Annotated in this window: 19 protein-coding genes; 6 read left to right on the plus strand and 13 right to left on the minus strand. The window is 73.4% G+C overall.

What is annotated here, in order from left to right; genetic code table 11:
- Nucleotides 1-131: 131 nt before the first annotated feature.
- Together ACZ60W_RS15060 and ACZ60W_RS15065 are read right to left on the minus strand one after the other, a co-directional pair.
- A complete protein-coding gene (locus tag ACZ60W_RS15060; protein ID WP_189799760.1) occupies nt 132-302 on the minus strand; it encodes a thiazolylpeptide-type bacteriocin in 171 nt (56 codons plus the stop codon).
- Nucleotides 303-444: 142 nt separating this feature from the next.
- Nucleotides 445-2,100: a SagB/ThcOx family dehydrogenase gene (locus tag ACZ60W_RS15065; RefSeq protein ID WP_469755750.1), complete on the minus strand. Its 1,656-nt coding sequence runs from the start codon at nt 2,098-2,100 to the stop codon at nt 445-447.
- Nucleotides 2,101-2,489: 389 nt separating this feature from the next.
- Between ACZ60W_RS15065 and ACZ60W_RS15070 the strand changes: the two genes are divergently transcribed.
- From ACZ60W_RS15070 to ACZ60W_RS15085, 4 genes are read left to right on the plus strand one after another with little or no spacing between them, the layout of a single operon-like run.
- The gene (locus ACZ60W_RS15070; protein ID WP_469755751.1) at nt 2,490-3,950 is read left to right on the plus strand and encodes a multicopper oxidase family protein; all 1,461 of its coding nucleotides are present in this window, start codon (nt 2,490-2,492) and stop codon (nt 3,948-3,950) included.
- Nucleotides 3,951-3,991: 41 nt separating this feature from the next.
- Nucleotides 3,992-5,626, plus strand: coding sequence for a class I adenylate-forming enzyme family protein (locus ACZ60W_RS15075; protein WP_469755752.1), 1,635 nt, complete (start codon nt 3,992-3,994; stop codon nt 5,624-5,626).
- Nucleotides 5,623-6,570: a 2-amino-3,7-dideoxy-D-threo-hept-6-ulosonate synthase gene (locus ACZ60W_RS15080; RefSeq protein WP_469755753.1), complete on the plus strand. Its 948-nt coding sequence runs from the start codon at nt 5,623-5,625 to the stop codon at nt 6,568-6,570. The genes ACZ60W_RS15075 and ACZ60W_RS15080 overlap by 4 nt, the downstream gene beginning before the upstream one ends.
- Nucleotides 6,542-7,657 (plus strand): 3-dehydroquinate synthase II family protein, encoded by a 1,116-nt coding sequence (locus ACZ60W_RS15085; protein ID WP_469755754.1) that lies wholly within the window; start codon nt 6,542-6,544, stop codon nt 7,655-7,657. The genes ACZ60W_RS15080 and ACZ60W_RS15085 overlap by 29 nt, the downstream gene beginning before the upstream one ends.
- A 92-nt stretch (nt 7,658-7,749) precedes the next feature.
- Here ACZ60W_RS15085 and ACZ60W_RS15090 read toward each other — a convergent pair whose 3' ends face one another.
- Both ACZ60W_RS15090 and ACZ60W_RS15095 read right to left on the minus strand, forming a co-directional pair.
- Nucleotides 7,750-8,355, minus strand: a complete 606-nt coding sequence (locus ACZ60W_RS15090; protein WP_366309232.1) for a response regulator transcription factor — start codon at nt 8,353-8,355, stop codon at nt 7,750-7,752.
- Between the two features lie 50 nt (nt 8,356-8,405).
- Entirely contained in the window at nt 8,406-8,948 is a 543-nt protein-coding gene (locus ACZ60W_RS15095) for a hypothetical protein (protein ID WP_469755755.1), read from the minus strand.
- Between the two features lie 166 nt (nt 8,949-9,114).
- Here ACZ60W_RS15095 and ACZ60W_RS15100 point away from each other — a divergent pair, with 166 nt between their 5' ends.
- On the plus strand, nt 9,115-10,098 hold the full coding sequence (locus ACZ60W_RS15100; RefSeq protein ID WP_469755756.1) for a LuxR C-terminal-related transcriptional regulator: 984 nt from the start codon (nt 9,115-9,117) through the stop codon (nt 10,096-10,098).
- Between the two features lie 43 nt (nt 10,099-10,141).
- Here the strand turns inward: ACZ60W_RS15100 and ACZ60W_RS15105 are convergent, their stop codons facing one another.
- From ACZ60W_RS15105 to ACZ60W_RS15115, 3 genes are all read right to left on the minus strand, one after another.
- A complete protein-coding gene (locus ACZ60W_RS15105; RefSeq protein WP_469755757.1) occupies nt 10,142-10,399 on the minus strand; it encodes a hypothetical protein in 258 nt (85 codons plus the stop codon).
- A gap of 467 nt (nt 10,400-10,866) precedes the next feature.
- Nucleotides 10,867-11,775 (minus strand): CopD family protein, encoded by a 909-nt coding sequence (locus ACZ60W_RS15110; RefSeq protein ID WP_469755758.1) that lies wholly within the window; start codon nt 11,773-11,775, stop codon nt 10,867-10,869.
- A 68-nt stretch (nt 11,776-11,843) separates the two neighbouring features.
- Nucleotides 11,844-12,059 carry an EF-hand domain-containing protein gene (locus ACZ60W_RS15115; protein WP_366309227.1) on the minus strand — a complete coding sequence of 72 codons (216 nt, stop codon included), beginning with the start codon at nt 12,057-12,059 and terminating at the stop codon, nt 11,844-11,846.
- A 74-nt stretch (nt 12,060-12,133) separates the two neighbouring features.
- Here ACZ60W_RS15115 and ACZ60W_RS15120 point away from each other — a divergent pair, with 74 nt between their 5' ends.
- Nucleotides 12,134-12,772, plus strand: a complete 639-nt coding sequence (locus ACZ60W_RS15120; protein ID WP_469755759.1) for a GNAT family N-acetyltransferase — start codon at nt 12,134-12,136, stop codon at nt 12,770-12,772.
- Between the two features lie 14 nt (nt 12,773-12,786).
- Here ACZ60W_RS15120 and ACZ60W_RS15125 read toward each other — a convergent pair whose 3' ends face one another.
- The 6 genes from ACZ60W_RS15125 to ACZ60W_RS15150 all read right to left on the minus strand — a co-directional run bounded on the left by ACZ60W_RS15125 (nt 12,787) and on the right by ACZ60W_RS15150 (nt 19,281).
- Nucleotides 12,787-13,980 carry a YncE family protein gene (locus ACZ60W_RS15125; protein ID WP_469755760.1) on the minus strand — a complete coding sequence of 398 codons (1,194 nt, stop codon included), beginning with the start codon at nt 13,978-13,980 and terminating at the stop codon, nt 12,787-12,789.
- Nucleotides 13,980-14,753 carry a polysaccharide deacetylase family protein gene (locus ACZ60W_RS15130; RefSeq protein WP_469755761.1) on the minus strand — a complete coding sequence of 258 codons (774 nt, stop codon included), beginning with the start codon at nt 14,751-14,753 and terminating at the stop codon, nt 13,980-13,982. The genes ACZ60W_RS15125 and ACZ60W_RS15130 overlap by 1 nt, the downstream gene beginning before the upstream one ends.
- A gap of 394 nt (nt 14,754-15,147) precedes the next feature.
- Nucleotides 15,148-15,654 (minus strand): ATP-binding protein, encoded by a 507-nt coding sequence (locus ACZ60W_RS15135; RefSeq protein ID WP_402469289.1) that lies wholly within the window; start codon nt 15,652-15,654, stop codon nt 15,148-15,150.
- Between the two features lie 86 nt (nt 15,655-15,740).
- Entirely contained in the window at nt 15,741-16,508 is a 768-nt protein-coding gene (locus tag ACZ60W_RS15140; protein ID WP_366309222.1) for an enoyl-CoA hydratase/isomerase family protein, read from the minus strand.
- 105 nt (nt 16,509-16,613) lie between these two features.
- Entirely contained in the window at nt 16,614-17,876 is a 1,263-nt protein-coding gene (locus tag ACZ60W_RS15145) for a L,D-transpeptidase (RefSeq protein ID WP_469755762.1), read from the minus strand.
- Nucleotides 17,877-18,063: 187 nt separating this feature from the next.
- Nucleotides 18,064-19,281, minus strand: coding sequence for a L,D-transpeptidase (locus ACZ60W_RS15150; RefSeq protein WP_469755763.1), 1,218 nt, complete (start codon nt 19,279-19,281; stop codon nt 18,064-18,066).
- Between the last annotated feature and the right edge of the window lie 8 nt (nt 19,282-19,289).

Below are 19,289 nucleotides of genomic sequence, written 5' to 3' on the forward strand. Positions count from 1 at the left end.
GGCCACGCCCTGGGCGACCTCGAGGGTCTCCAGCTCGTCGACGTTGAAGTCGTCGAAGGCCTTGTCGTCGCCGTTCTTGATGTCGTCGATGCTCATGTGCGTGTTCCTTTCAGCGTTTCGGTCGGGGGGAATCAGCAGGCGGAGCAGGTGGAGGACGAGGAGGACGAGGTGCCGATCGAGCCGCTGGAGGCACCCATCTCCGGGAGGGCCACGCCCTGGGCGACCTCGAGGGTCTCCAGCTCGTCGACGTTGAAGTCGTCGAAGGCCTTGTCGTCGCCGTTCTTGATGTCGTCGATGCTCATGGTGAATTCCTTTCCGAATTCTTCTCCGCAACCGTTCGGCTGCAACACCAATAATGCTGACCGGCCCCCGGTCGCACCAGCCTTTCCGGGCCGGGCCTGACGTTTATCACGGCCGGAATAACGGCCGTCACGCCGAAAGGGCTCAGGGGGCGTCGGGAAGGGACCACTCGGGGCTGTTGAGCATGGTCCAGCCCGCACCGGGCTCGCCGGCCACCGAGTCGTCCGTACGCCTGCTGCCCAGCAGGAAGTCGCCCACCGAGGACTCCTGGAGGTAGTCCAGGCCCAGCACGCGCGCCGACATGTCGGCGTCGCCGTTGCCGAGGGCGCACGGGGCCAGTCCGAGGGCCGTCGCCACCAGGTACATCGTCTGATAGAGCACCCCGGTGTGCCGGAGCGTGGTCGCGTAGGCGATGGCGCGGTACTTCCACGACATGCGCTGGAAGCGGGCCGTGACGGTGACGAGGACGTCGGGGCGCGCCTCCATGCCGGTGGCGCGGGAGGCGACGTGGAAGAGGGACTCGCGGTCGGCCTCGTCCGCGTTGCGCAGCACGAGCCGGTGGCCGACGGGGTCGTAGTAGTAGACGCCGGGCTCCAGGCCGGCGCAGCGCCGCACGGTGACGTACAGCTCCAGTTCGTACCCCTGGCCGCCGCTCGGGTAGGGACGGGAGACGACCTCGTCGCGGTCGCTGCCCGGCTCCGGCGCGTAGTGGGCGCGGACGCGGGCGACGCGGTAGAGGAGTTCGCCGAGCTGGCGGGCGGTCATCTCCTGGTCCCCGTAGCCCCGGATGGAGCGGCGGGTCTCGATCGCGGTGGTGAGGGACGGGTCGTGCGCCGCGATCTCCTCGCGGGTCGGCCGGTGGAGGGGGACGGAGGGGCCCTCGGGGACGGGACGGACGGCCGGCCGGGGCTCGATCGCGCCGCGGTGGGGGTAGACGGCGCCGAAGACGTCGTCGTACCGGCCGGAGCGGATGCGCGAGTGGAAGAGGAGGTCGTGGAAGTCCCACTGGCGCAGCACGGGTTCGTCGTCGGAGGCGAAGGCGCCGCGCTCGTCGGCGAGTTCGGCGAAGCCGGCGCCGACGAGGTGGCCGAGGACGTCGCCGGTGTCCGCCGCGTCGAGCCCCGCGGCGGCGCCGAGGCGGTCCGGGGTGCCGGGTTCGCCGAGGGCGGCGGCGAGCGTGCGGCCGGCGGTGTCGGTGAGGACGGCGCGGAACTTCACGAGCGGCGACTCCAGGACGAGGGCGCCGTCGCGGGTGCGGCAGAAGGCGAAGCGGGAGAGGCGGACGGTCGCGTCGGGCCGGACGGCGACGGGCCGGTAGGCGGCGTCGCGGGCCACCGGCTCCAGGCGGAGCAGGGACCGCCCGCCGCCCTCCCGGCCGTCGCCGCGGGCGAGGACGGCGCGGGCCACCAGGTGGCGCGCGCCGCCGGCGAGCAGCCGCTCGACCTGGACCCGCTCGGCCGGCTCCAGGCCCGCGTACAGCTCGGCCTCGGGCCGCGGCCCTTCGGCGAGCCGGAGGAGGGCGGTGCGGACCCCGGCGCGGACCCCCCGGACGGCGAGCGAGGTGGCCGGTCCGGCGAGGGTGGCGGTGTCGCCCTCGGGGGCGAGCAGCACCCGGACGCCGGCGGTGAACAGCGGGACGGCGGGCGCCGGTTCGGCCGCCGTGGGCGCGGGTCCGGTCTCACCGGCGCCCGGGACGGCGGGCGCGGGCACGGCCGCGGCGGGCGCGGGTCCCGTCCCGTCGGACGTGGCGGGTTCCCGGGCCGCTTCGGTGGCGTCGGGGCGGGTCTGCGTGGTCGGCACGGTGGCCTCCTGGGCGCGAGGATGGCGGTCCGGCGCGGGGACCGAGCGGCCCGGACGCCGGCGGACGGGACGGCGCCGTGCGCAGGGCAGACGCCGCGCACCAGCCTCGTACCGGCGCGGCCCGTGCGGTCCGCCCCGGCGAGAACCGGTGACATTTCCCGGGCGGTGCGTGACGGAGGGCATTCCGCGACGTGACGCCCGTCATCGCGGAGGCCGTCGTTCCCGTTCCCACCGGCGGAAATGACCGAGGTCACGGATCGCGTGACACATGCAAGTACCGGGGCGAACGGGCTCGGAGTTCCGGTCGTTCACGCCCATGCTCGAAGAGCGAATTCACCGCCGTTCCCGCCGCTGTCGCTCCGGGAAATACACCACGTTAGGAATCCGCTGTGTTCTCTCGCCGCCATGCGATACGACTCGGACTCACCGCCGGTGCCGTCGGCGCTGTCGGCGCGGCCGGCGGGGTCTTCCAGGGCCTCACCGCCGGCACCCCGGCGGTGGCCGCCGAGGTGCCGCCCGGCCCGCCGGCGGTCACCCCGTTCACCGTGCCGCTGCCGCGGCCGAAGGTCCTCGCCCCCTACCGGCGGACCCGGTCGGCCGACTACTACGCGATCACCATGCGCAAGGCGCGGGTGGAGATCCTGCCCGGCCTGAGGACCGAGGTGCTGACGTACAACGGCACCTTCCCCGGGCCCACGATCCGCGCCCGCAGCGGGCGCACGGCGGTGGTCCGGCAGACCAACGGCCTGTCGATGCCGACCTCGGTGCACCTGCACGGCGGGAACAACCCGCAGGAGCAGGACGGCGGCATGATGGACGTGATCCGGCCCGGCGCCTCGCGGACGTACGTCTACGCCAACCGGCAGGTCGGCGCCACGCTGTGGACGCACGACCACGCCCACCACATGGAGTCCGAGCACGTCTACCGGGGCCTCTCCGGGCTCTACCTCCTCGGCGACGAGGCCGAGGACGCCCTCGGTCTGCCCTCGGGGCCGTACGAGGTGCCGCTGATCCTGCGGGACGCGCACTTCGACGCCGCCGGGCAGATGGTCTACACGATGGACGACTCCCTCAACCGCACGACGATCCTGGTCAACGGCGCCCCGTGGCCGCACCTGAAGGTCAAGGCGCGGAAGTACCGCTTCCGGATGGTCAACTCCTGCAACCTGCGGATCTTCGTGATGGCGCTCTCCGACGGCAGCCCCATCATCCACGTCGGCTCGGACGGCGGCCTGCTCCCGGCGCCTGCGCCCTCGCCCGTGATCGTGCTCTCCCCCGGCGAACGCGCCGACTTCGTCATCGACTTCTCGCGGTACGCGCCGGGCACCCAGGTCACCCTGTCGAACATGCTGGGCCCGGGGCCGACCGAACTCGTCGGGCAGATCATGCGCTTCGACGTCGAGGAGAGGACGGACGACCCGAGCCGGGTCCCGGACGTCCTCACCACCCTGCCGGCCCTGCCCGCGCCGACCGTGGAGCGGAGCTTCGAGCTGCGGATGGACGAGCCGGGCACGGGCCACCTCGCCTACATCAACGAGAAGACCTTCGACCACGACCGGATCGACACCGAGATCGCCTGGGGCTCGACCGAGGTGTGGACGGTCAAGAACACCAGCACGACGGTCCCGCACAACTTCCACACGCATCTGGTGCAGTTCCGCATCCTCGAACGGGACGGAATGCCGGTCTACCCGGCGGAGGCCGGACTGAAGGACACCGTCCTGCTCTTCCCGGGCCAGACCGCGAAACTCCAGCTGACCTTCGACACACACCGCGGGGTCTTTCCCTATCACTGCCACATGATCGACCACAGCGCCATGGGAATGATGGCGCAGATGCGCATCTCGTAATCCCCACCGCCCCTTCCCCCTCTTTTCGGAAAGGAGGAACCATGTACGTACGCCGCATTCTCGACGCCCTCGGAAAGGACCCCGGGCGCGTGGTGATCCACCGCGCCGACGAGGCCGTCACCGCCGGCCGGCTCGCCGGATCGGTGCGGGCCACCACGGCCCTGCTGCACTCCCGCGGCGTCCGGCCCGGTGACACCGTGGCCGTGCTGACCGGCCCCAACCGGCCGTTGATGCTCGCCGCCCGGTACGCCGTCCATCTCCTGGGCGCCACCTCCGTGTACGTACGGTCGATGAACCCGCGGACCGACACGGAGACCTTCTCGGTCGCCACCCAGGCCGGACTCCTGGAGGACCTGCGGGTGTCGGTCCTGCTCGTCGACGACGAGAGCGCCGAGCGCGGCGCGTGGCTCACCCGCCGCGTGCCGGCCGTGACCCCGCTGACCGTCCCCTGGGGGGCGGCGGAACCGGCCGGTCCGCTGCCGGAGCGGCTGCCGGAGCCGCGCCCGGAGGACCTCGCGACCGTCGAGTTCACCAGCGGGAGCACCGGCCGGCCGAAGATGGTCGCCCAGCGGTACGACACGCGTGAGGAGCTCGTCAGCCGCCTCGCGAACGGCCTCGATCCCCGGGGACCCGCGACGCTGCTGTCCGTCACGCCGATCAGCCACACCACCGCCCCGATGGCCGACGCGGTGCTCGCGAGCGGCGGACGGGTCGTGCTGCACGACGAGTTCGACGCCGGTGACGCCCTCGACGCCTTCGAGCGCCACGGGGTCACCGACGTCTACCTCGCCGTGCCGCACCTCTACCGGCTCCTGGACCACCCCGCCGCCCCGCGCACGGACCTGTCGTCGCTGCGCCGCATCACCTACAGCGGCACCCCGGCGGCGCCCGCGCGGGTGGCCCGGGCCGTCGAGCTCTTCGGCGACGTGCTCATCCAGGTGTACGGGACGACGGAGGCGGGCGGCATCAGCAGCCTCAACCCGCTGGACCACCGCGAGCCGGAACTCCTCGGCTCGGCGGGCCGGCCCTTCCCCTGGGTGCGGGTGGAGATCCGCGGCCCGGACGGCGGACCGCAGGTGGAGCGGGGCGTGACGGGCGAGATCTGGATCAGTTCGCCCACCGTCACAGCCGGCTACCTCGGCGACGAGGAGCGCACCGGGACGGTCTTCCGCGACGGCTGGCTGTGCACCGGCGACCTGGGGCACTGGGACCGGTACGGCTATCTGCGCCTGGACGGCCGGGTGGGCGACGTGATCAAGCACGGCGGCCTCAAGCTGGACCCGGCCGCGATCGAGGAGGCGCTGATGCGCCATCCGCAGGTGCGCCAGGCCACGGTGTTCGGGGTCCGCGACCGCGACTGGGTGGAGCAGGTGCACGCGGCCGTGGAGCTGTACTCGGGCGCCGGGGGCACCTCCTGCGACCTGCGGGGGTACGTGGCCGCCTCGCTGACCCCGGAGCACACGCCGGTGCGGGTCTCGGTCTGGCCCCGGCTGCCGCTCACCCCCTCGGGCAAACCGGACCGCGCCTATCTGCGCTCCGTCTCGCCACCGGACCCCGCCGGCCCGGCCCTCAGCTCCCCGCGCGGAGCCACCGCGCGGGCCGACCCCGTCCGCTCGCGCGGCGCGGGTCACCAGCCCGATCACGCCACCTCGCGAACCAGAAAGGGCGTTCCATGACCGGTTTCGGCCACTTCGCCCGGTCGCTGCGGCTTCGGCGGCTCTACCGCCACAGCACGGCCGGCCTGATGATCACCCCACTCGACCACTCGATCCACGACGGTCCCGTGGTGCCCAAGGGCACGACGCTCGACCAGCTCGCCGCCCGGATCGCGGCCGGCGGCTCGGACGCCGTCGTCGTGCACAAGGGCAGCGTCCGGCACATCAGCCCGGAGCGGTTCGCCGCGATGTCGCTGATCATCCACCTCAACGCGAGCACCAGCCAGGCGCTCGACCCCAACGCCAAGTACGTCGTCGCCGGCGTCGAGGAGGCCCTGCGCCTCGGCGCGGACGCGGTCAGCGTCCACGTCAACCTCGGCTCCGACGACGAGCGGCAGCAGATCGGCGACCTCGGCCGGATCGCCGACGCCTGCGACCGCTGGAACCTGCCGCTGCTCGCCATGGTGTACCCGCGCGGGCCGCGGATCAGCGACCCGAGGGACCCCGCCGTCGTCGCGCACGCCGTGACGATCGCCGCGGACCTGGGGGCGGACCTGGTCAAGACCGTCTTCCTCGGCTCCACCGCGGAGATGCTCGACCTGACCGCCGCCTGCCCCGTCCCGGTGCTCGTCGCCGGCGGGCCCGCCCTGGAGAAGGAGGAGGACGTCCTGGCCTACGTCCGGGACGCCATCGCCGGAGGGGCGGGCGGGGTGGCCATGGGCCGCAACATCTTCCAGGCCAAGGACCCGCGCGCGCTGGCGGCCAAGGTCGCCCGGATCGTGCACCACTTCCCCGAACAGCACTTCACCACCGGCCCGTTCAGCGAGGCGGACCGGGGGGAGCGGCTTCACAGCGAACGCCTCACCCCCGACCACCTCGACGCCTCACCGCTCGACGACCCGAACCTCGACACCCATCTGACAGGAGGTCCGCATCATGACGGACGCCAAACTGTGCTGGCTTGACATCCGCGAGGCCGGCGCCGCCACCGCCGCCGTACTCGAGGAGGCCCTGCACCAGAAGATCGACGGCATCGTCGCCGGCGACCCGGCGGTCTTCGAGGGCCTGCCGCCCACCGTCCGCAAGGTCCTGCTCTTCGAGGACGGCGCCGCGGACGTCCCCGCCGACCTGGGCGCCGCCGACGTGGTGATCGTGCCCGGCCCGCGCGACGCCCGCGCCGAGCTGGAGGCGGCCCACCCGGACGTGCAGTTCGGCCGGTACGTGGAGATCGTCGACGCCGACACCCTGGAGGACGCGTGCCTGGCCGCGCGTCTGGAGGCGTGGAGCGTCCTCGACTTCCGCGACCCGACGAAGATCCCGCTGGAGATCGTCATCGCGGCGGCGTCCGGCGCGCCCGGTTCGATCGTGACGACCGCCGCCGACACCGAGGAGGCCGAGATCCTCTACGGCGTCCTGGAGCACGGCTCGGACGGCGTCCTCATGCGGGGCCGCGCGGTCGGCGACGCCACGGCGCTGCGGACCGCGGCGACGGCGCACGGCGGGGAGATCTCCCTCGTCGAGCTCACGGTCACCGCGACCACGCACATCGGGATGGGCGAGCGGGCGTGCGTCGACACCACGACGCACTTCCGCAAGGACGAGGGCATCCTCGTCGGTTCGCACTCCAAGGGCATGGTCCTGTGCGTCAGCGAGACCCACCCGCTGCCGTACATGCCGACCCGTCCGTTCCGCGTCAACGCGGGTGCGCTGCACTCGTACACCGTGGGGCAGAACGGCCGGACGCACTACCTGAGCGAGCTGCACGCCGGCAGCTCCGTGCTCGCGGTCGACGTGGACGGCCGCACCCGCCCGGTCAGCGTGGGCCGGGTCAAGATCGAGACCCGTCCGCTCATCTCCATCGACGCGGTCGCGCCCAGCGGGCAGACGGTCAACCTGATCCTCCAGGACGACTGGCACGTCCGGGTGCTCGGTCCGGGCGCCTCGGTCCTCAACAGCACCGAGCTCAAGCCGGGCGACCGCATCCTGGGTCACCTGCCGACGGCCGACCGCCACGTGGGCTACCCGATCAACGAGTTCTGCCTGGAGAAGTAGCAGCGCCCTTCTCCGACGCCTTGTGAAGCCCCGCCCCGGCACGCCTCGTGCCGGGGCCGGCGCGCGTCCGGCCCCCGCGGCCCCGGCCCCGCTCACAGCAGTCCGCACTCGGCGGCGATGCGGGCGGCGTCGAACCGGTTGCGCCCGCCGAGCTTCTTGATCGCCGCCGAGGTCAGGTTCCGCACGGTCCCCGCCGCGAGGTACAGCTCGCCCGCGATCTCCTTGACCGTCGCGCCGCCGGCCGTCAGCCGCAGGACGTCGGTCTCGCGGACGCTGAGCACCGCCTCGCCCGAGGCCGGGGTCCGCAGCAGCCCCGGGTCGACCGTGAGGCAGCCCCCCGCCACCCCGACGAGCGTGGTGATCAGCTGCGGCAGCCGGGCCGTCTTCGGGACGACGCCGAGCGCCCCGGCGGCCACCGCCCGGTCCACCACCGACGGCGTGGCCGAGCCGACCATGAGGGCGACCCCGCAGGTCGGGTGGTGCGAGCGCACCTGGGTCGCCGCGTGCAGCGCCTTGCCCCCCATGGTGCTCTCGCCGAGCAGCAGGACGGTCGGCCGGTGGCGCTGTACGGCGGGCAGCACGGCCTCGAAGGTCGTGGCGAGCCCCACGACGTCCAGGCCGTTGGTGCCGTTGAGTGTCTCGGCGAAGGCCTCCAGGACCAGTTGGTGGTCCCCGGCCACGACGACGCGAATGGACATGTCTCTCCCCCGTGGTGACTTCTGTGGCGGTGGCCCTCGCGGGCCGCGGGTCAGCGGCTGGGCGCCCGTGCCGCGTCGGCGGCCAGGGCGGTGACGACCGAGTGGACCCAGGCGCGGTCCCCGGCCGCGGCCGCCGTCCCCGGACCCCCCGGGGACGTGCCGCCGCCCGCCGGGGCGTACTCGACGTGGCGGGCGCCGGCCGGCAGCGCGGCGGCGAGGGCCGCCGACACCGCGCGGAAGGCGCGGACGAGGCCCTCGTCGGCGCCCGGCGGCGGCAGGACCACGACGGCGGCGGACGGCGGACCGACGTCGGAGGCGATCTGGCCGGGCAGCCGGGCCGCCTCGACCGGGTCGCCGACGTCGATCCGGTACGGCAGGGCCAGCAGGCCGCGGTCGGCGAGCGCCTTGCACAGGAAGGCCGCGTTGGTGGCGGCGTCGTCCCCGCGGCCCGGGTGGCCCGCGCCGACGACGGCGACGATCGCCCCGGCGGCGCACAGCCGGGTCGCGAGGTCCCGGCCGAGGCCCGTCGTGGCGTCGACGACGAGGACGACGAGGCCGTCGAGGCCCGACGGCGGGGATCCGGTTGGGACCACGAGAACGCCTTTCGATGAGAACGTCCAGCAGGTAGCGTGCTGATCATGTAATGGGGTGATTCGGGTGGCTCCGGCCAGGGGCGGGGGACACCGGTGCGCCGTTCCGCGTCCTCGTCGGGCCGTCCGGGACGCCGCACGACCGTGGTACGAAGGGGGACGACACCACGTGGACGAGGTCTCATCGCTCGATCAGCACACGCTCGGCGTCTATCGCACGATCCTGTTCCACAAGGAGCTCGACCCGGAGAAGCTGGCCGCCCTCCTGGACTCGACGACCGAACGGGTGGAGGAGGCGCTCGACCTCCTGACCCGGCTGTCGCTGCTGGCTCCCTCCCGGGACACCCCGGGCCGGATGCGGGCGGTGAACCCCTCGCTGGGACTGAAGGTGCTGCTCCAGCGGGAGGAGCGCGAACTCGCCTCGCGGCAGCAGCGCATCGAGCAGAACCGCGCGGCGCTGGCGGCGCTGGCGGCCGAGTACACGGCCTCGGGCCGGTCGGGCGGTCTGGACGGGGCGGAGCACCTCGACAACGTCGACGACATCCGCACCCGGCTGGAGGCCCTCGCCGAGTCCTGTACGCACGAGTCCCTCGCCTTCCACCCCGGCAAGGCCCTCACCGAGGAGTCCGTGCTGGCCGGCCGGCCGCTGAACGAGCGGGCGATGGAGCGCGGCGTGCGGTTCCGGACCATCTACCTGGACAGCGTCGGCGGTGACCGGGTCACCCGGGCGCACGCCCAGTGGATGGCGGAGCGGGGCAGCGAGATCCGTTCCTCGCCGACGCTCCCGATGCGGCTGCTCATCGTGGACACGACGGCCGCCGTGGTCGCCGGGCTGCCGGGTCAGGCCCAGCCGTCCGCGCTGCTCTTCAGCAGCCAGCCGGTGGTCATGGCCATGCGGGCCCTGTTCGAGGCGTACTGGGAGCACGCCTCCCCGCTCGACGGCCCCGGGGACGCCCTGCCGGGCGGGCTCACCCCGCAGGAGCGCAAGCTGCTCCAGCTCCTGGCGAGCGGTCTGACCGACGAGGCGGTGGCCCGTGCGCTGGGCATCGGGGTCCGGACGGAGCGCCGTATCGTCGCCGACCTGATGGAGCGGCTGGGGGCGTCGAGCCGGTTCGAGGCGGGGGTGCAGGCGACCCGCCGGGAGTGGATCTGAAGCGGTGCCGCCGCGGGCGCCGCGAGGGTGAGCTGCATGACGGTCAGTCCCGGGGGGCGGTCGGCCAGACGAAGTCGTCCGGGATCTCGGTGACGCAGGGCAGGCCCGGCAGGGTCGTGACGCAGGGGAAGGGGAACTGCGGGCGGGGCGGCGTCGGCCAGACGAAGTCGTCCGTGCCCGCGACGATCCCCTGCGGCGCCGCGGGGGCGGCCTGGGCCGGCGAGGCCCAGAGGAGTCCGCCGAGGACGGCGGCGGCGACGGTGGCGAGGGCACTGCTGGCGCGGCGGGGACGACAGGACATGTGGGTCTCCATTCCTTGGTACGGGACGGCGTACGGGCGAATCCGGAGGTCCTTCGCGGCCGGGGCTTTTTCAGCCGTTCCGGCCGCACACCCAGAGGAAATCACCGCGGGGGGCCGCCTGTCCGCTTCCGGACAGGCCAGGAAGCTGCCTGGCAGCGACCTGCCTCAGGACCTGCGGAAAAACCGGAGGGGTTCTCCGAGCGGACCCCTCTCTTCCGGCCAAAAGGCCAGGTGGGAGCCGCGGCCGCGGCGGACCTCGGGACGGCCGTCCTCCGGCTCGGATCCGGCCAGCGGGCGTCCGGTGCAGGGAACTGCCACGGTCTGCCGCGCGCCGTGGACGCCCCCGGCGTACGCCGGGTGTCCTCCGGGCGCACGCACGGCGAACCGGAGGACCGGCCGGGGCCGGCCCGCGGCACGGTCGTCCGCCGCTCGCGATCCGCTCGGGCTCCGGTGGAGCCCGGGTCGGGTCAGGGCAGGAGACCCCGGGGGTCGGGCACCACGGTGAGGAGCGCCGAGACGACCACGACCGCGCCGAGCACGGACAGCTCCACGCGCGCGGGTGCCCGGGCGTCCCCGCCGGACCGCAGGCGTCCCCGGGCGGCGAGCGCCAGCAGGCTCGCCCCGCCGAACAGCGCCAGCTTCACCAGCAGGAGCCGGCCGTAGGCGGTGGTCAGGACGGCGTCCGGGGGCAGTCTGCGGAGCGTCGAGGCCGTGCCGGTCACGACGAGCGCGGCGTAGGCCCAGGCGGCCGCCCTGGCGTACCGGACGAGGACGTCCCGGCCGCCGCCGCGCAGCCGCACGGTGCGGAGCACGTACAGGAGCGTGCCCGTCCAGAGGGAGGCGGCGGTGAGGTGGACGACGGTCAGACCGGTCCCGAGGGCCTGCCGGGACGGCTCGGGGTGGGCGCGCATCGCCTCGGCGCCGACGGCGACCGCGAGCGGCAGGAGGGCGAGACCGGGGCGGCGGGAGGCGGCGCAGAAGGCGGCGAGGGCGAAGGCGTTGGCGCCGACGAGCAGCAGGCGGCCCTCACGGAGCCCGTACACGACGGGGAGGCTCAGCCCGCTGACGGCGGAGAAGAGCAGCAGGAGCGCGGCGGAGGCGGCCGCGGCGAGCAGCGCGGCGGGCACGGCCGTGGAGCGGGGCAGGGGTCCCTCGCCGGCGATCCGGCGGCCGGCCAGTTCGCCGACGTGGAGGGCGAGGCCGGTGAGGACGAGGAGCCGGAGGACCGAGGTGGCGCCGTCCGCGGGTATCCGCAGTTCGCCGGTGCCCGTCTGCGCGAGACCGGCGCCCAGCAGGGCGACGGCGAGGACGGCGACCGCGGCGGCGACCGCCGCCGTCACACGGCTCGGGGAGCCGGGGGATCCGGGAGGCGTCACCGGTCGATCGTCACCGAGCCCCGGACGGGCGGCAACTCAGCGTTGCGTCGCCCGCCCCGGCCGGCGGGTCAGGCCTTGCTGTAGTGCGCCCAGAACTCGTCCCAGGACAGGACGCCGTCGCCGTTGTCGTCGCGCTGCTTGATGAGCACCTCGGCGACCGTCTCGGTGACGTTGAAGTCGCCCAGCTGGGCCATGACGCTCTTGTACTCCGCGGCGGTGATGAAGCCGTCCCCGTCCACGTCGAACTTGTTGAATGCCGTGCGTGCCGACTCGATGTCCGCCACTGCTTCCGCCCCTTCTCGGTGCTTGTCTGACGGGGGTCAGATTAGCTGGCCCGCCGCTGCCGGATGATGGGGGTATGAGCGACGAGGTGGCACGGATCCTGGCGGCGGCGGCGCGGGGGGAGTTCCCGCCCCCGGACGGCACGACGACGGTGGTGCCCCCGCCCGGCCCCCGGGACGCCGGGGTGCTGGCCTTCACCGCCCACTCGGTCGTCTTCACCGACGCGGACCCGGAGTGGGTGCGGTCCGAGCTGGCGGCCGCGTCGAGCGACCCGCTGGCGGCCAGCATGAACCCGGTGTTCCTGTGGGCGCTGATGGGCCGCACGGGACGGCACATGAACACGATCGACCTGCTCACCGTGGCCGACGCCCTGCCGGGCGCTCCCCCGCTGGCGCTCCGCGAGATCCAGGACCCGGACCACCCGCGGGTGGCGCGGGCGCTGAAGTTCCGCGACGAGGTCCGGGTGTGGGCGGCCGACGGCGGGCTGCTGGTGCTCGGCCGCGGCGTCGCCGGCCGCTGGGAGGCGGCGATCGAGGTGGACGAGGCGGTGCGCCACCGGGGCCTGGGCCGGGCGCTGGCGACGGCCGCCCGGCATCTGACGCCCGGCCGGGTGGTGTGGGCGCAGCAGTCCCCCGGCAACGCCCGCAGCGTCCGGGTCTTCCAGGCGGCGGGGTACCGCCCGGTGGCGTCGGAGGCGCTGCTGATCGCCGGGTGACCGCGGGGCGGCCGCTACCGGAAGACGCCCGTGTGGCCGAGGGAGTAGCGGCCGGGCTGGGGGTAGACGGCGAGGCCGTGGGGGCCGCTGCCGACGGGGATCCGGGCGAGCTGCTTCCCGGTGGTGGTGTCGATCGCGTAGACCTCGGAGTCGTAGCGCCCGGAGAGCCACAGCACCTTGCCGTCGGCGGAGACCCCGCCCATGTCGGGGGAGCCGCCCTGGGGCAGCCGCCACTTCTTGGTCAGCTTGTTCTGCGCGAAGTCGAAGACCGAGACGGAGCCCTCGCCGCGGTTGGGGATGTACATCTCGCGGGAGTCCCGGCTGATGTAGAGGCCGTGGGCGCCCTTGCCGGTGGGGAGCAGGGTGGGGGTGGCGAACGAGTCGCCGTCCAGGACCCACACGCCGTGGGCCATCATGTCGGCGACGTAGAAGGTACGGCCGTCGGGCGAGATCTTCACGTCCTGGGGCATGGCGCCCTGGAAGGGCAGTTTCTGCTGGCCGACGACCTCCATCTTCTCGGTGTCGACCTTCAGCAGTTCGCCGGAGAACTCGCAGGAGACGACGAAGTAGCGGCCGTCGGCGGAGAAGTCGGCGTGGTTGACGCCGTAGCAGCTGACCGGGACGGACTTCTTCCGCTCCATCGTGTGCGGGTCGCGGAAGACGAGTTCGCGGTCGAGGGAGGCCATGACGACGGCGTACTTGCCGTCGGGCGTGAAGTAGAGGTTGTAGGGGTCGTGGACCTCGACGGGCTTGCCGGCGACCCCGGTGGCGGGGTCGATGGGGGTGAGGGTGTGGCCCCGGTTGTTGTTGACCCAGAGGGTCTTGAGGTCCCAGGAGGGGACGACGTGCTGGGGCTGGGCGCCGACCGGGATGGTCTCGACGACCCGGTAGGTGGCGGGGTCGATGACCGAGACGGTGTTGGAGTTGGTGTTGGGGACGTAGACGCGGGAGGGGAAGTCGCGTACGGCCGGGGCGAGTCGTCCGGGCCGGTCGGCGGCGTAGACGTCGTGCGGGTCGAGCAGCGGCGGCATGCCCGGGAGTCCCGCGGGGGCGGCGGCCGGCTTGGGCACGGCGGGGGCGGCACCCTTCTTCACGGCCGTGCCGCCGCCGGGGTCGGCGGTGCCGCAGCCCGCGAGTCCGGCGAGCAGGACGGCGGCGAGGAGGGTCCTGGCGCGCGCTGTGACGTGTCTCTGTGTGCGGTGGGCCATCAGGTCAGCAGCTCCGTGGTGGTGACCGCGCGCAGTCCGCGGCGGTCGAGGTCGGCGAGGAGGAGGGGCAGCGCGGCGGCGGTGTCCGGGTAGCCGAAGTGCAGGCTGACCACCGAGCCGGCCCGGACGGTGCCCGCGACGTTGCGGACGACGGCGGCGGCACCGGGCGAGGTGAAGTCGAGGGAGTCGACGTCGTACGAGAGGACGTGCGGATAGCCGGCGCGGCGGGCGGCGCGCACCACGTGGGGGGCGGCGTGCGGGGTCCGGGAGGGCCGGAACCAGGTGCCGATGGAGCCGGTGAGCCGGCGCAGCCGGTCGGCGCAGGCGGCGATCTCGGCGTGGGCCCCGCTCTCGGTCATGGCGTTGACGTCGATGTGGCGCTGGGTGTGGTTGCCGAGGTCGTGGCCGCCGTCGAGGACGCGGCGGGCGAGGTCGGGGTGGTCGTCGAGCCAGTCGCCGACGGCGAGGACGGTGACGCGGGCGCCGGCCTCCTCGGCCTGGCCGAGGAGGGTGCGGGCGAGGGCGGGGTCGCCCTGGCCGTGGAAGGTGAGGGCGACGCGGGGCCGGTCGCGGGGGCCGTGCGCGATCTCGTCGGGGTGTCCGGCGAAGCGGCGGGGGCCGGGAGCGACGGCGGGCGCGGGGGCGGGGCTCCGCGGGGCGGCGGTGGCGGCGGGGGCGGGGCGGGGTTCCGTGCCGCAGGCGGTGGCGAGGGCTCCCGCGAGGGCGGCGGCCGCGCCCGCCCGGAGCGCTCCTCGGCGGTCGGTCGGCTTCACGCGACCATTCAACGGGCTCTTTGCCCGATTTATTACGATTAGGCCAATTCAGGACGTTTGCCCGCACTTGCCGGGCGTCCACCATGCGGACGACCCCGGGAAACACCCGATGAACCGCATAGCCATTCAATGTTTTCAAGGTGAGTGCTGCACGTCACCAACGATTCACTGTCTAACTGTCCGCTTTTGGCCATACTTGTCACGATAGGGACTTTTGGCGGCACGGCCACCTCTCTGCCATAGTCGGAGACACGACCCCCCTTGACCCGGGCCAGGTCGACACAGCGGCCGTGGATACACCCCCCCGTCCACGGCGCATCACACGAAAGCCCCCACGTGCCCCACCACGGCACACGGGGGCTTCCGTGTGTCCGGGGGCGGCCCGGCGGACGGGTCAGGGTCGGTCGGCGACCCGCATCTCGAACCAGGTCGTCTTGCCGCGCGGCGCCAGGTCCACGCCCCAGCGGTCCGAGAGCTTGTCGACGAGGAAGAGCCCGCGGCCGCTCGTGTCGAGTTCGTGGACGGGCATCAGACAGGGCAGCCCGCGGGAGGGGTCGCGGACCTCGATCCGGATCCAGCCGCGGCGGCGCTGGAGCCGCAGCGCGAAGACCCGGGCGCCGGTGTGCCGGACGGCGTTCCCGACGAGTTCCGAGACGAGGAGCACCGCGTGCTCGGCGATCTGCGGACCGAGCCCCCACTGGCGCAGGATCACGTGCTGGGTCAGCCTCCGGGCCACCCACGCCGACTCGGGACGGGACGGCAGCCGGACGTCCTCCTCGGCCGGATTGCCGTACAACTCCACTGCTTCGGCGGCCTGTTCGTCCTCCGCGGCCGGTGACCAGCGCGCGGCGGCGGCGCTGCCGCGCTGCCAAGGTTGTTCCCTACCCTCCAGGCCCGCCATGCCCCCCATCATGGCCGCACGGAGCCGTCCGCGGGGGCCGTTCCGATGGAATCGGCCCCCGCGGACCACACGTCCCGGGGCGGGCGTCAGGCGAACTTCGCCTTGCCCGGACCCTCCTCGACGAAGCTGCGCATGCCGCGCTCGCGGTCCTCGGTGGCGAAGAGCCCGGCGAACCAGGTGCGCTCGATGGCGAGACCGGTGTCGATGTCGGCCTCCAGCCCCTGGTCGACGGCCTCCTTCGCGGCGCGCAGCGCGATCGCGGGGCCCTGCGCCAGCCGGGCGGCCCAGGCGTGCGCCTGCTCGTAGACCTCGGCGGCCGGGACGACCCGGTCGACCAGACCGAGCGTCAGCGCCTCGTCCGCCTTGACCATCCGGCCGGTGAAGATGAGGTCCTTGGCGCGGGAGGGCCCGATCAGCCGGGACAGGCGCTGGGTGCCGCCCGCGCCGGGGATCAGGCCGAGCAGGATCTCCGGCTGGCCCAGCTTCGCGTTGTCGGCGGCGATCCGGTAGTCGGCGCAGAGCGCGAGCTCGCAGCCGCCGCCCAGCGCGTAGCCCGTGATCGCGGCCACGACGGGCTTGGGGATGCGGGCGATCGCGGTGAAGGAGTCCTGCAGGGCGCGCGACCGCTTGACCATGGCCGCGTGGTCCATGACCTGCATCTCCTTGATGTCCGCGCCGGCCGCGAACACCTTCTCGCCGCCGTAGAGGACGACCGTCCGCACGTCGTCGCGGTCGGTCGCCTCCTGGGCCAGCTCGCGCAGCCGGTCCTGGACGGCGATGTCCAGCGCGTTCATCGGGGGACGGTCGAGGCGGATCGTGCCGACGCCGTCGGCGACTTCGAGGTTCACAGTCATGCAAGGAAGGTTAGCGGCCGTTAACGGCGCGGGACCCGGTGCTGTTGCTCACAGCACCGGGTCCCGGTCGTGCGGGGGTCGCCGCGCGGGGCGGCTACGCGAGGGCTACGCGATCCACTCCGACCAGTCCATGTTCCAGCCGTTGAGGCCGTTGTCCGGCTTGATCTGCTTGTCCTTGGAGTTCTTCACGATGACGACGTCGCCGATGATCGAGCGGTCGAAGAACCAGGCCGCCGGGGTCGAGCTGTCGCCCGCGCCGCGGGCGTCCTCCAGGCCGACGCAGCCGTGGCTGACGTTCGTGGAGCCGAAGGTGGACGACGAGGCCCAGTAGTTGCCGTGCACGAAGGTGCCGGAGGTCGACAGGCGCATCGCGTGCGGCACGTCCTTGATGTCGTACTCGCCGCCGAAGCCGACGGTGGCGCCGTTCATGCGGGTCACCTTGTACTTCTCGCTGATGACCATCTGACCGTTGTACGTGGTCGTGGACGGGGCGCCCGCGGTGATCGGCAGGGTCTTGATGATCGCGCCGTCGCGCTCGACCTTCATCGTCTTGGCGCTCGCGTCGACGGTGGAGACCTGGCGGCGGCCGATGGTGAAGGTGATCGTCTTCTTCTGCTTGCCGTAGACGCCCGGGCGGCCCTCGACGCCGTCCAGGTTGAGGTGCACGGTCACCTTGGTGCCCGCGGCCCAGTACTGCTCCGGGCGGAAGTCGAGGCGGTCGTTGCCGAACCAGTGGCCCTCGATCCGCACGGCCGGCTCGGCCGTCACCTTGATGGCCTTCTCGACGGCCTCGGGGTCGGTGATGCCCCGGGTGAAGTTGATGGACACCGGCATGCCGACGCCGACGGTCGAACCGTCCTCCGGCGTGTACTGGCCGATGAAGGTGTTCTTCGGGACCAGCGTGGTGAAGGTGGTGTCCTTCGCCGACTCGCGGCCCTCGGAGTCCTTCGCGATCGCGTGGACCTTGTACTGCGTGGCGGCGGCCAGGTGGGCGGTGGGCGACCAGCTGGCGCCGTCCGCCGCGATCCTGCCCTCGACCGGGGTGCCCTTGGAATCGGCGACCGTGACCGTGGTCAGCTTGCCCTGCTCCGCGGTGACCTTGAGCGCCCCGCTGGTGGCGACGGCGTCGGCGCCGTCCTTCGGAAGGATCGTCACGACCGCCTGCGAGGCGGCGTTGTCCTGCTTGCCGCCGCCCTGGGCCGCCGGGCCCTGGCCGCCCGTGCCGCCGGCGGTCCCGCCGCCGCCGCAGGCGGTGAGCACCAGGAGCATCGCCCCCGCCGCCAGCGCCTGCAGCCGGACGCCCCCGCGTCGCCGGCCGCGACGCGCGGTCGCCCCTACCGATGCCCCCGATATCGGCTGCCCGTTCACTGTGGTTCGTCTCCCCTCGCACGGCCTGGCAACCGCCACGGCCCCGCCCCCGTGCGCATCCGATCGCGCACACAGCGCTAGATAATCACACCGCAGGACACGAAAGTTCCTCGTGAATGTCACTGTTCAGTCCCAGTCGACGTGCTAGGAAGCACCTCGGGGGCGGCGGGGCGGGAGGGGCGCGGCGTCACTCCAGCGCGGAGCCCGCCCGCCACCGGCCCCAGTCGAGGTTCCAGCCCCCGAGGCCGTTGTCGGGAGCGACCTCCTTGTCACGGGAGTTGACCACCTCGACCACGTCGCCGACGAGGGTCCGGTCGAAGAACCAGCCCGCCGGGGAGTCCGGACTGCCGCCCTTGTCGTCGCGCAGGCCCACGCAGCCGTGGCTGACGTTGGCCGAGCCGAAGGTGGAGGCCGGCGCCCAGTAGTTGCCGTGCAGGAAGGTGCCCGAGTCGGTGAGCCGCATCGCGTGCGGCACGTCCTTGATGTCGTACTCGCCGCCGAAGCCGACGGTCCGGCCGTCCATCCGCGTCACGTCGTACAGCTCCGTGACGACCATCTTGCCGTTGTACGTGGTGGTCTTCGGCGCCCCCGCGGTGACCGGCACGGTGGCCAGGAGCTCCCCGTCCCTGCGGACCTCCATGGTGTGCGCGGCGGCGTCGACCACCGACACCTGGGAGCGGCCGACGGTGAAGCCGACGGTCTTGCGCTGGATGCCGTAGACGCCGGGCGCCCCCTCGACGTCCCGCAGGCCCAGCTCGACGGTGACCTTCGTGCCGGGCCGCCAGTAGGCCGCGGGCCGGAAGTCGAGCCGCTCGTCGCCGAACCAGTGGCCGACCACCTCCACCGGCGGCACCGAGGTGACGCGGATGGCCCGCTCGACCGCGGCCCGGTTCTCGACCGGGCGGCTGAAGCCGAAGGAGACGATCATGCCGGTGCCGACCGTGGAACGGTTCTCGGGCTTGAAGTAGCCGATGAACCGGCTCTCCGGCACCACCGTGGTGAAGGTGGTGTGCCGCGCCGACCGGCGGCCGTGCGCGTCCAGCGCCACCGCGTCCACGCTGTACTTCGCGGACAGCGCGAGCCGGCCGCCCTCCCGGGGCCGCCACCGCAGCCCGTCCGCGGAGATCTCGCCGGCCACCCGGATCCGCTGGGCGTCCTCGACCTGGACGACCGTCACCCGCTCCAGCCGGCCGCTGTCGACCCGCACCTCCAGCGGGCCCTCCGGCGGCACCGCCCGGCTGCCGTCCTCCGGACTGATCCGGATGACGTCCCCGGGGGCCCTGGCCTTGCCCGGGAGGGAGATGTCGATGCCGCGTCCGCCGTCGGCGCCCGTGCAGCCCGCCAGGCCGGCGATCAGTCCCGCGACCGCCAGCGCGTGCCTCGTCCGCTTCCATACTCGGTTCACGCCCGGCC

The sequence above is a fragment of the Streptomyces sp. NPDC104202 genome (genome assembly GCF_055584185.1).